The 10370-nt window shown below is 57.3% G+C and carries 11 protein-coding genes; 2 read left to right on the top strand and 9 right to left on the bottom strand.

Going from position 1 to position 10370, the window contains the following annotated elements; genetic code table 11:
* Nucleotides 1-743: 743 nt before the first annotated feature.
* Nucleotides 744-1595 carry a damage-control phosphatase ARMT1 family protein gene (locus DPF_RS07980; protein ID WP_069858723.1) on the top strand — a complete coding sequence of 284 codons (852 nt, stop codon included), beginning with the start codon at nt 744-746 and terminating at the stop codon, nt 1593-1595.
* A gap of 19 nt (nt 1596-1614) precedes the next feature.
* Entirely contained in the window at nt 1615-2187 is a 573-nt protein-coding gene (locus tag DPF_RS07975; RefSeq protein ID WP_069858721.1) for a cysteine hydrolase family protein, read from the top strand.
* A gap of 126 nt (nt 2188-2313) precedes the next feature.
* Here the strand turns inward: DPF_RS07975 and DPF_RS07970 are convergent, their stop codons facing one another.
* The 9 genes from DPF_RS07970 to DPF_RS07930 all read right to left on the bottom strand — a co-directional run bounded on the left by DPF_RS07970 (nt 2314) and on the right by DPF_RS07930 (nt 10215).
* Entirely contained in the window at nt 2314-3156 is an 843-nt protein-coding gene (locus tag DPF_RS07970) for a nitrilase-related carbon-nitrogen hydrolase (protein ID WP_069858862.1), read from the bottom strand.
* A gap of 5 nt (nt 3157-3161) precedes the next feature.
* Nucleotides 3162-4007 (bottom strand): 3-methyl-2-oxobutanoate hydroxymethyltransferase, encoded by an 846-nt coding sequence (gene panB / locus DPF_RS07965; RefSeq protein ID WP_069858719.1) that lies wholly within the window; start codon nt 4005-4007, stop codon nt 3162-3164.
* Between the two features lie 60 nt (nt 4008-4067).
* Nucleotides 4068-4934: a pantoate--beta-alanine ligase gene (panC, locus tag DPF_RS07960; protein WP_069858717.1), complete on the bottom strand. Its 867-nt coding sequence runs from the start codon at nt 4932-4934 to the stop codon at nt 4068-4070.
* Nucleotides 4935-5033: 99 nt separating this feature from the next.
* Nucleotides 5034-6341, bottom strand: a complete 1308-nt coding sequence (locus tag DPF_RS07955) for a sodium-dependent transporter (RefSeq protein ID WP_069858715.1) — start codon at nt 6339-6341, stop codon at nt 5034-5036.
* Between the two features lie 244 nt (nt 6342-6585).
* Entirely contained in the window at nt 6586-7257 is a 672-nt protein-coding gene (locus DPF_RS07950) for an energy-coupling factor ABC transporter ATP-binding protein (RefSeq protein WP_069858713.1), read from the bottom strand.
* The gene (gene cbiQ / locus DPF_RS07945; protein ID WP_069858711.1) at nt 7254-8012 is read right to left on the bottom strand and encodes a cobalt ECF transporter T component CbiQ; all 759 of its coding nucleotides are present in this window, start codon (nt 8010-8012) and stop codon (nt 7254-7256) included. Before cbiQ ends, DPF_RS07950 begins: the two co-directional genes overlap by 4 nt.
* A 65-nt stretch (nt 8013-8077) precedes the next feature.
* A complete protein-coding gene (locus tag DPF_RS07940) occupies nt 8078-8746 on the bottom strand; it encodes a NikL family nickel/cobalt ECF transporter subunit (protein ID WP_069858709.1) in 669 nt (222 codons plus the stop codon).
* Nucleotides 8743-9336: a cobalt transporter CbiM gene (gene cbiM, locus DPF_RS07935; RefSeq protein WP_069858707.1), complete on the bottom strand. Its 594-nt coding sequence runs from the start codon at nt 9334-9336 to the stop codon at nt 8743-8745. The genes DPF_RS07940 and cbiM overlap by 4 nt, the downstream gene beginning before the upstream one ends.
* A gap of 105 nt (nt 9337-9441) precedes the next feature.
* Entirely contained in the window at nt 9442-10215 is a 774-nt protein-coding gene (locus DPF_RS07930; protein WP_083254551.1) for a DUF4198 domain-containing protein, read from the bottom strand.
* Nucleotides 10216-10370: the final 155 nt, after the last annotated feature.

Below are 10370 nucleotides of genomic sequence, written 5' to 3'. Positions count from 1 at the left end.
AATGCTTAAAACCTTTTATGCTCTAACTCGCTATTTAATTGTCAAAGACCTTGCCTCGTTGTTACCAGGAAAGCGAGCTTCTATCCACTCAACCATCCGGTTGTCAACAAGTTTTTTCTTCAAAGATCGTATCTGCAATGCTCTTCGCCGCCCCCATGACTCCGGTCGCGACGAGGAGAGAGTATCTATCCGACCCCCCATTCACTGTCAATGACTTTTTGGATTGATTTGAACAAAATCCGTTCAATCCGCTCCAGCCTGACAACGAACCTGCAAACCGTCTTTATACCTCAAAGATCATCATACTGCCAGTCAAAAAACAGCCGCGTCATGGTCAACGCGGCAGGTGGGAGTATCTATCCAAGCCCCGAATGGCTGTCAACATCTTTGTGCCTCTTGCGGGAGTTTCTTCCGAACGCCCCGGCAAACAGCAAGCATGACATGAACCATCATGGTCGGAAATGAATACATTATATCCCGTTATTTCAAGTCCTTGACCGCACATGGCCCGGGGCTTTACCCCGCCAGCGCGTCAAGAGATGGGTCTTCTATGTGCGGACCCGGACTTTGTCAAACACTTTTCCAACAGTTCCTCATCTTTTTTCTTCCCCATATGCCAACCATTTCTTTTCCTTGGCAACCCTTCAATACGGTTTGACCTCACGAAATTTTGACTTTCCTTTGCACCCCTCTTACACCACCAGCATTCAGCTGGTACGCTCCCCCATCAACAAGGATCTGCTATGCAAACCACCCTTGATTGCATACCCTGCTTCATGCAGCAAGCCCTCAAGGCTGCCAGAATCATCGATCCAGAGGATGCCGATCTGCACAAAAAGGTGCTTCTGGAATGGGCATCCATGTTGCCATCCCTGGATCTGACCGTCTCTCCCCCTGCCCTGGCCGGGATCATGTACAAACGACTGGGCGCCCTTCTGGGCACCAGAGACATCTTTGCAGCTGTCAAGGAACAGGCCAATACCGAGGTACAGCGATTCCTGCCCGGGTTTCGAGCAACCCTTGCCGCCAGTGACGATCCCCTGTTCGACGCCCTCAGACTGGCCATCATCGGCAACTACATGGACGCCGGCACCCCGACCCAGCATGCCTGGGAACAGGCCATGCACGAAGAACGCGACGCTACGTGGGCATCCACCCATTATCCCCGTTTTCGCCACCACCTGGCCTCTGCCAGGTCAGTACTCATTCTGGGAGACAATGCCGGAGAAATCGTCCTGGACACCCTGCTTGTGGATGAACTTGTTCGCATGGGCCACAAGGTCACCTATGCGGTCCGGGGAACGCCCATTTTGAATGATGCCACCATGGAGGACGCCAAACGGGTCGGCATGGTCGATCGGTGCGAGGTCATCACCTCTGGCGTTGATACGCCGGGAACCGTTCTTGAACGCTGTACACCGGACTTTCTCCACCGACTGGACCAGGCAGAGGTCATCATCAGCAAGGGGCAGGGAAATTTCGAGGCCCTCAAGGGCGAGCGGACCGGAATCTATTTTGCCTTCAAGGTCAAATGTCCCGTGGTTGCAGCCATGACGGGTCGTCCCGAAAAAACGTCCATATTCGAATACATCTAAACAAAGGAGCTGATCTGCGATGCGAGCCACCAGCATGGCCCTGTTGATTATCGACATGCAAAACGACTTTGTGCTCCCCAAAGGAGTGCTTCATGTGGCAGGGGCCCAGGCCACCATCCCGGTGATCCAGCGCATTCTCCACGTCTTCAGGCAAACCGGGAGACCTGTCTTCCACATCACCCGGGAATACCGTCCGGACGGATCCGATGTGGAGAACATGCGCCGCAAGAAATTTCTGGAAGAGCGCCCCTTTGTGGTTCCGGGCACATGGGGCTGGCAGATTGCGGAACAGCTCACCCCGCTTCCCGGGGAATACAGGATCATCAAAAACCGATTCAGCGCGTTCATGTTCACGGAACTGGACCTCATGCTCCGACGATTGGGCCTTGCCCACCTGGTCATTACCGGCACCCAGCTGCCCAATTGTGTCCGGGCCACGGTGTTCGATGCCTTGAGCCTGGACTACGAGGTAACCCTGATCACCGACGGATGCTCGGCCCAGACACCGGAAATAGCGGCCGCCAATATCAGGGACATGGCCCATGTGGGGGTGCAGTGCATGGATTCGAAGCAATTTCTGAACGGGTTGTAAGGGTGAGACACAAAGCTGACGGGGAAAACAGAAGCCAGTCACCTGTGACATCTGCACACATCCCAGAAGAAAGGTACGGGCACCCATCCCTGGCTTTACTCCTTCACCGGCCTTCCATGCCCAGACCTACCTGACGTGTGCCTCCCGCAACGAACAATCCATTTCCTTTGACCATTCCCTGCGCATATGACGCAAGGCAGGTAAGGTCGTTCGAACCGCCCGGATTCTCTGCTTTGCACACTTCACACGCACAACCCCTTCCTTCTGGGGACCACGGTCCATGACCACCTCGCCCCAGGGGTCAACAGCCATGCTGTGCCCGAACAGCTCCATCCCGGTCTCCTCATTCCTCCCGCACAGGGAAGCCGAGCCCACATAGCACTGATTCTCCACCGCCCGGGCCCGAAGCAGCAACCGCCCATGGGCCGCGCCCGTTCGGGCGGTAAAGGCCATGGGGCAGAGAATGAGATCAACGGGTGCACAGGCCCTGAACAGCTCGGGAAACCTGATATCATAGCAGATGGACAGGCAGATCCTCCACCCGTTAAGTTCCCAGACCACCGGTTCCCGGCCGGGAACGTAGATCGCAGTCTCATCCACCCCGCTCACGTGATCCGGGTCCAGCTGAAAAAGATGTATCTTGTCGTATCTGGCAACCAGTCTGCCTCTCGGATCATAGGCCAAAGCCGCGTTGCAAATACCATGGTCTTGTCTCACGGGAACCCCGCCAAACAGCACATGCATGCCATGTTGCGCGGCCATGTTACCAAGCTCCCTGTTGAGCATGTCCAGGGAGCGCGCGCTGGTCCGCAATGTCTCGGCGTTGCCCAGACAGATGGCGGTTTCCGGCAGGACAGCCAGATCACATCCGTTGCACTCTTCAAGCAGACGATCAATGGTTCGGAGATTGAAAGCCCGATCCGGAAGCGCGTGCATCTGGATCAGGGCAAGATCAAGGGTAGCGGGCATGTCCATCACTTCCTTGTGCGCACAAACCGATCGGCTTCTTCTTGCTTCATGCCGAAGCAATGCTCGGGTCCGGGAAATATCCCCGCGGCCACCTCGGTGCCATATTCTTGCAATGCCTGGACGACCACCTCTTCCAATTGCGCATACCGTTTGACAAATTTCGGGGTGAACCGGTCAAAAAGCCCCACCAGATCATGAAAGACCAGCACCTGTCCATCGCACTCCCTGCCCGCACCAATACCGATGGTCGGGATATGCAGGGTCCTGCTGATCTCCCGGGCCAGGATATCGGGCACACACTCAAGCACGAGCATGAACGCCCCGGCCTCCTGCAAGGCAAGGGCGTCTTCCACCAGCGCGCTGGCTGAAGCCGCATCCTTCCCCTGCACCTTGAAGCCGCCGAGATTGGTAGCCGTCTGGGGGGTCAAGCCGATATGACCGCATACGGGGATTCCGGCCCGGCACAAGCCTTGTACCTGGGGAACGACTTCGCGCCCTCCTTCCAGCTTGACTCCGTCACACCCCCCTTCCTTGATGAACCGGCCTGCGTTGCCAACCGCCTGCTCGACTGAAACCTGGTAGGACATAAAGGGCAGGTCGCCCAGGACAAAGGCCCGCTGGGTCCCCCTCATGACCGCGCGAATATGGTGCAGCATGTCCTCCATGGTCACGGGTACCGTGGAATCATACCCAAGCACGACCATGCCCAGGGAATCACCCACCAGAATCATATCCAGTCCGGCCTTGTCTACCAACCGCGCCGTTGGATAGTCATAAGCGGTGACCATGGTTATTTTTCGACCAGCGGTCTTGCGTGCCGCCAGTTCGGAAAGTGTCATCTTGGTTGCCATTGTTCTTTCTCCTTGAGGCGATGCTCTGGATGGGAGGTCTGCGCAGCATGCAGCGTGGGGTCACGAGTCAGCTGCTCCATGGGGGAGATCAACCAGAATATTGTCGATCAGCCGCGTCTTCCCCAGATACAGGGCCACGGCAAGGACCACCGGTCCGCTGATCTCGGATACCGGATGCATGGAATCCGGATCAACCACCTCGAAATAATCCAATCGGCCGGCAGGCAAACGCTCCGCGTACCAGGTCGTAATCCTTTCCCGCAAGACCGAGGCTCGGACCTCCCCCTGCCGGATCCACTGCTCGGCAGCCTGCAGTCCCTTGTACAAGGCCGGGGCCTGCTTACGTTCATCATCCGCAAGATAGGCGTTGCGGGAACTCATGGCCAATCCGTCCGGCTCGCGCACAATGGGCCTGCCTGCAATCTTCACCGGCATATTCAGATCCCTGACCATCCTTCGTATAATCGCCAACTGCTGCCGGTCCTTTTCACCGAATGCGGCCACATGGGGCTGAACCAGATTGAACAGCTTGGTCACTACCGTGGCCACGCCCCGGAAATGAACGGGTCGGCTCGCGCCGCACAATCCCCGGGCCAATGCAGGAACCTCGACCCAGGTGGCATGATCCCGAGCATACATGGTTCCGGCAGGAGGCATGAACAGAATATCCACGCCATGTTCCTCGGCAAGGCGTGCATCGCGCTCGGCATCCCGGGGATAGGTTTCCAGATCCTCACCCGGCCCGAATTGGGACGGATTGACAAACAGGGACACCACCAGGATGTCACAATGCTCTCGCATCCAGTTCATGAGGGAAAGATGGCCCGCATGGAAATACCCCATAGTGGGTACCAGTCCAATGACCTTTGTTGGTCTGTAACCCAGGCAGACCTGCTGCAGTCTGTCCGGAGACCTCACTATCTCCATGATATCCAGCTCCTTGTTCGCATCGTGTCGCAAGGGGTTCATCCCAATCACCCGGTCGGTCCCCTTTTCCCGAGATGGATGTTGACCATGCCCTGTCAGCTAGCCAATGCCCCCGTATATAATCCCCAGCACCAGTACCAGCACGGCCACCAGGGGGAAAACATACTGCAAAAACCATTTCAGGCGCACGCCATACACCCGACCGGCCCCGGCATTGATCTCTGCCATGGCCCGATCCGCCCCGTAAACCCAGAAAAAGGCCACCTGGATAACAAGGGCGCCAAAGGGAAACAGGTAAATCGTGATGAGGTCCGCCCATCTTCCAAACGCGTTCATGTTCAGATCCAGAGGAAGCCCGACCACAAAGGCCAGAGCCCCCACCAACAACACCGCCACGGGGCGTTGCAGTCCCAGTCGCTCCATGACCGCTTCAACGGGCACCTCGAGAAGATTCAGGGCCGAAGAGAGCCCGGCCAGCACCACGCTCAGGAAAAACAGCGTCCCGAACAGATGGCCCTGGGGCATGCTGTCGAAAATCCGGGGCATGGTGATGAACAGCAACCCAGGGCCGGACTGCAAGTCCAGACCAAAGGCAAACACCGAGGGAATGATCACAAAGGCGGCCAGAAGCGAGGCACTGGTGTTCATGAGCACCGTCTTGAAGGCCGAATCCGGGATGTCCACATCCCGGGTCAGGTAGCTTCCGTAAATGAGCATGCCCCCCAGGCTTACGGTAAAAAAACTCTGTCCAAGGGCCATGACCCAGGTCGTGATCTCGCCCAGCTTGGACCAGTCGGGCTTGATGAGATAGGCAACGCCTTCAAGAGAGCCGGGCAGGGTCAGGCTCCGGATGAGCAGAATCAGAAGGAGTCCGAAAAACACGGGCATGGCCACCTTGTTGCACTTTTCAAGACCCTTCTCGATACCGGCAGCCACAAAGATCATGGACAGGAGCATGGCCGCCAGATGCCAGGGAATGGACGAAGAGTTGCCGGCCAGACCACCAAACAGACCGCCCGGATCAACGCCAGCAAACCCGTTGTAAAGCGCAAAGAAAAAATACTTGAGGATCCAGCCCAGAACAATGACGTAAAACACCAGAATGCCGAAAAGGGCCACCACGGGGATGGCTCCCAGGATGCCGCCCATCACGGGGTGCTGGGGCGAGAAACTCTTTACCAGGGCGCCCATGGGACCTGCCTTTTGACTCCGGCCAAAAGCCAGTTCGGCAATGAGTCCGAACACGACCATGCCGAACACGAACAAAAAATAGGGCACCAAAAACGCTGCCCCGCCATAGGAAGCCAGCCTCCAGGGAAAAAGCCAGATATTCCCCAGTCCAATGGCTGCTCCCATGCATGCCAGTACAAATCCGAGCTTGCCGCTCCAGGTTTCACGATTCATCATGCAACACTCCATCTTCTCGTCATCCAACCAACACTTTCACTCCCTGCTTCCGGGCCACTGCAACCATGCAGCAGGCTGTTCCCCCTGATCGTTCAGGGATCGGAAGGCAGACAATGCTCACCTTTTGTCAAGGACTCACTCAGAAAAAGCCACTCCTGCAACGCCCATGCATCGGCAGCGCCATGTTGCGAAAAAGCCCCCGGCCAGTGAGCGCCGAGGGCTTTTCACAACATGCTGCAACACGTCATCCGGACAATACACATGGTTCCATATCCTCCTGCTGCCCACTCAAAAGACGCACCTGCGTGGTTGTCCTGGCAAGAAATTCCTTTTCATGGGAAACAACGATCATGGCCACATCCAGATCGTTGAGTACCTGGATGATCCGCTCCCGGGTCGACTCGTCAAGGCCGGTGGTCGGCTCGTCAAGGAGAAGAATACGGGGGGACATGGACAAAATGGTGGCCAGGGAAACCAGCTTTTTTTCTCCGCCAGACAGTTTGTGGGTGATCCGGTCCTCAAATCCCTCCAGCCCCAACCGGGCAAGCGTACTCCGGGCCAGAGCCCGGGCCTCGGCCGGCGTGTACCCCATATTCAGGGGCCCAAAGGCAACATCATCCAGCACCGTGGGACAAAACAACTGATCATCGGCGTTCTGGAACAAGAACCCGATTTCCCGGCGCGCACGAACAAAATCCTGTTCCCCGCGCATGACCCTGCCCATGATTTCGATATGACCCGATTGGGGCACAAGCAGGCCCACAAGAAGCTGCAGCAAGGTGGTCTTGCCCGTGCCATTGGGACCAACCAGGCCCAGGCGCTGGCCCGGGTACAGCTCAAGGTGGACATGGTGCAGCACGCAACGGCCGCAGGGATAGGCAAAACTCAGGTTGTGTACGCCAATGAGTGGTTTCATGAGCAGCCAGCCAGTTCAAGAATACCCAGCAGGACAATCACAACCGCCCCGCAGGCAAAAAAAAGCCAGTCTCCGGCAACCGCGCGGTACGTGGTGAGACCATACAACCGCCCCCTGAATCCGCGACAGATCATGGCCGCATGGACCCGACGGGCACGTTCCCAGGCACGCACCAGAATCATGCCCACCATATAGGCATACGTCCGATAGGTATGCATGGAGGTCGTGGGTGTGAACCCGCGCAGAACCGCCGCCCTGTGCATCCGCCCGGATTCCTCTTCGAACACGAAGATATAGCGATAGGTCATGAGCAACAACTGGCAGATTTTGGGAGGGACCCCCAGGGACTGCAGCGCATTGCCCAGAATGATCACGGACATGGTCGCCACCAGAGCCATACAGACAATGATGATGGCATTGGCCTTCAGGGTGATCTGCAGGGCATGCATGATCCCCGGGGACGAGGCCTGCAGGAACCCGACATCAAGGACAACCGGACCGGGTACGGAAAAAGGGAGCACCAGCCAGAGGAAGGCAATGAACCCATTGACCACCACCAGCCGCCTGACAAGCACGCGCAGGGGCAGACCGGCACCCAGATACAGCCCTCCGGCAATGCCTAGGGCAACGAGCTGCACATCCATGGCCCGGGAAAGGGCCACGACCACGGAAAAAGCAATGGCCAGGACAACACGGAATCGGGGATCAACCCGTGCAAGCGCGGTACGGGTGTCTGCAAGGGACTCACGGATCATCGTTATTCTCCAGCCAACCCTGAAGTTCACAAGCCGGCAAGATCAAAGGCCTGGGAAAAAGTCCCTCATGAAGGGTCTGTTTTCCCGGAAGCGGAATGGGAAGAGGAGGAAGATTGGCGGTCCTTGCCCCCTCTGATACTCCTGCAATACAGCGCAAGCCCCATCAACCCGAAAAGATAGCCAAGGCCGCCCACAACATCCCTCACGGAAAAACGATCCGCCTGCATCTGGGCCAGACGGCGTTTGATGGGCGCGAGCTTGCGATCCAACTCCCGATCCAGGATGTCCTGCACTATTTCCGGGGAAATGCCGGACATTTTATTGTTCGTTCCGGCCAACATTCCTGCCGACCCGTCCCGGGTGTCGGGTTCCACGGATTCCAGCCCGTCCACATACTCGGTTGCAGGAACGTCCCACTGCCCCTTATGCCCGGTTCCGGCCATAAGCAGGACTCGCAGGTCGAGGTGCTGCTGGCGGGCTCTGTCCGGGATACGGAAGGTGTATTGCCCCTCAGGATCAGTGGTCCCCGTGGCCAGCACCTCGCCGGTGGCAGGCACAACCATCTGCAAGCGCCCCCCATTCACGGGACCGCCCGGCTGAAATTTGCTTTGGGTATGCAGCCTGTTGCCTTCAACCCAACAGAAAACGCCCACCCGGTGGGCATGGGCCAGGGAAGAACCCAAGCCGAACACCAGCACGCAGACCACGGCCATCACCAGCCAGCCCTGTTTCATGCCAGCATCTCCGGTTTGATCTTTTTCAAAAAACCCACCAGCGCGGCGGTCATCCCGCCTTCAAGAAGCATGATGGGCACATGGGCCGCAACAAGCAGGCCAGCCGTTGCCAGAAGATCGCTCCCGGAAAGCCACAGGGCCCCAGCCGCGAGCAAGGCGGTCAACCCGATGGACAAGGCCCCGGCCAGAAAGGCGCAGATAACGGCTACTCGTCCCGTGGAGTGGATGCCCCGGCCACAAAGCATCCACACCATAAGGGCGGGCACGGCCATGATGACGGTATTGACCCCCAGAACCACCAGTCCCCCGAACTGAAACAGCACGGCCTGGAGCAGCAGGGCAATGAAAATGGCCAAAACAGCCCCCCAGCCAAGAACCAGTCCCAGGGCACCGTTGAGGATGAGATGCACGTTGGAAGGCCCCAGGGGGACATGAATCAGCGAAGCCACAAAAAAGGCAGCCGCCATGACCGCAACCAGGGGAAGGGAATCGTAATCCATTTTTTTCAGGGCGATGGTCAGCCCCGCCAGCGTCAGACAGCCCCCTGCGAGAAGCACGGGAGCCGAAAGCACGCCCTCGGAAATATGCATCTTCTGTCTTCCTTGTCCATGAGTAACGCTGCAGCCGGCCGTTGCAGACCGCTCGCAAATCATAACCGGGAAAAAGGCGACCGCCACAAACCCGAACGTTTCAGCCTACGGTTCCGGCCAGGGTACTACTTCAACCCACAGAACAGCGCCCAGTTCCACATCCTTGGGGGTTCCCTTCTGACGAATCTGATAGTCAGCCGTGTTCAGACCGGCAAAACCCCACCAGCCTGCCGCTGGGATGCCAACAGTGAACACACCGTTCGCATCCGCCCGCACAACCTGAGTCGCCAGATAGGGATGGGGCGCCTGCATGGGGCCATGGGGATTGTAATATTCGATTTCCACGGGTGTATGGGGAGCCGGCTTGCCGTCCAGCAATATCTGGCCCTGAAAGACATTGCCGGCATACAGCCCAAAGGGACGCGTCAGGGGCACGATTTCGGTTTTCAAACCTGCGGGTCGTTCCCACCCTTCTTCCTCGCCAAAGGCGCCCACAATGGTCTTGGTGTAATGGATGATAAAACAATCCTCTGCCGGCTCCCAATAGGGGTGGGGTTCCATCACAAAGGTATACACTCCGGGACGCTTGACCCTGTAGTTGACAGACCATGCCGTATGACCAAATACCGTGGTTTTCCGAAGGTCCTTTGCCAAATCCGTCATGGTTCCCTCCAGAAAAACGCCCGCATGCAGGGGTTTGACCAGTTCCATGCCTTCCTGGGCAAAGGGGTGGGAAAAACTCATGGTCAGGCCGAGGTTTCGGGATTGCCTGTCCACCATGGAAGCCGAAGGAATGATCATGCCGAAATGGGCGAATCCAGGGGCGGGAAAACAGAGAATCAACCAGCCAAAAACCAAAGACAGGGCTATCCGAACCATGCTCTCACTCCATGACAATCAATGCGTTCACATGCACAATCAACTGGGCAACCATTTTCTGCATACGCTTTCTTAAAAAATAACACAACAGAATTCTCAAGGGGTACTGAGCAACACAAAACCATGGGTTGTGCAGACAAGACGTTGCAGGAGGT

The organism is Desulfoplanes formicivorans (assembly GCF_001748225.1).
Classification (GTDB): domain Bacteria; phylum Desulfobacterota; class Desulfovibrionia; order Desulfovibrionales; family Desulfomicrobiaceae; genus Desulfoplanes; species Desulfoplanes formicivorans.
Note: the sequence above shows the minus strand (reverse complement) of the source record. Positions and strands in the feature narration are given on the sequence as shown.

What these genes read in the sequence shown, in the direction of transcription:
- DPF_RS07980 (WP_069858723.1), top strand. Translation starts at nt 744, where the DNA reads ATGCAAACCACCCTTGATTGCATACCCTGCTTCATGCAGCAAGCCCTC.
- DPF_RS07975 (WP_069858721.1), top strand. Translation starts at nt 1,615, where the DNA reads ATGCGAGCCACCAGCATGGCCCTGTTGATTATCGACATGCAAAACGAC.
- DPF_RS07970 (WP_069858862.1), bottom strand. Translation starts at nt 3,156, where the DNA reads ATGCCCGCTACCCTTGATCTTGCCCTGATCCAGATGCACGCGCTTCCG.
- panB (WP_069858719.1), bottom strand. Translation starts at nt 4,007, where the DNA reads ATGGCAACCAAGATGACACTTTCCGAACTGGCGGCACGCAAGACCGCT.
- panC (WP_069858717.1), bottom strand. Translation starts at nt 4,934, where the DNA reads ATGGAGATAGTGAGGTCTCCGGACAGACTGCAGCAGGTCTGCCTGGGT.
- DPF_RS07955 (WP_069858715.1), bottom strand. Translation starts at nt 6,341, where the DNA reads ATGATGAATCGTGAAACCTGGAGCGGCAAGCTCGGATTTGTACTGGCA.
- DPF_RS07950 (WP_069858713.1), bottom strand. Translation starts at nt 7,257, where the DNA reads ATGAAACCACTCATTGGCGTACACAACCTGAGTTTTGCCTATCCCTGC.
- cbiQ (WP_069858711.1), bottom strand. Translation starts at nt 8,012, where the DNA reads ATGATCCGTGAGTCCCTTGCAGACACCCGTACCGCGCTTGCACGGGTT.
- DPF_RS07940 (WP_069858709.1), bottom strand. Translation starts at nt 8,746, where the DNA reads ATGAAACAGGGCTGGCTGGTGATGGCCGTGGTCTGCGTGCTGGTGTTC.
- cbiM (WP_069858707.1), bottom strand. Translation starts at nt 9,336, where the DNA reads ATGCATATTTCCGAGGGCGTGCTTTCGGCTCCCGTGCTTCTCGCAGGG.
- DPF_RS07930 (WP_083254551.1), bottom strand. Translation starts at nt 10,215, where the DNA reads ATGGTTCGGATAGCCCTGTCTTTGGTTTTTGGCTGGTTGATTCTCTGT.